Source organism: Nocardia barduliensis (assembly GCF_013315795.1).
Taxonomy (GTDB): domain Bacteria; phylum Actinomycetota; class Actinomycetes; order Mycobacteriales; family Mycobacteriaceae; genus Nocardia; species Nocardia barduliensis.
Genome location: NZ_JABLTE010000313.1, coordinates 1 through 385, shown reverse-complemented (window position 1 = coordinate 385; position 385 = coordinate 1). Strand labels below are relative to the sequence as shown.

Annotated in this window: 1 protein-coding gene; it reads right to left on the bottom strand. The window is 70.9% G+C overall.

The genetic code is table 11. The features are described from left to right. On the bottom strand, nucleotides 1–385 hold a 385-nt coding region (locus HOV91_RS39380), incomplete at both ends, for an aminotransferase class I/II-fold pyridoxal phosphate-dependent enzyme (protein ID WP_174190217.1).

The following is a 385-nucleotide window of genomic DNA, read 5'->3' as shown; positions in this document are numbered from 1 at the left end:
GTGCTCGACCAGGTCGTCGCGGCCCAGCACCAGCGCGCCGGAACCGCCCAGTGCCTTGCCCAGCGTGACCAGCTGCAGCGGCACATCGTCCACGCCCAGCCCGGCGGCGGCCACGGCACCACGGCCATCACCGACCACGCCCACGCCGTGTGCATCGTCCACATAGAACAGCGCCTGCTGCAGGCGTGCCACCAGCGACAATGCACGCAGCGGTGCGATGTCGCCATCCATGCTGAACACACCGTCGGTGGCCAGCATCGCCGCGCCGTCGGGCGCGTGCTTGAGCTGGCGCATCGCGCCTTCGGCGTCAAGGTGCGGATAACGGCGCAGGCGCGCACCCGCCAGCCGCGTCGCATCGAGCAGGCTGGCGTGGTTGAGCTTGTCC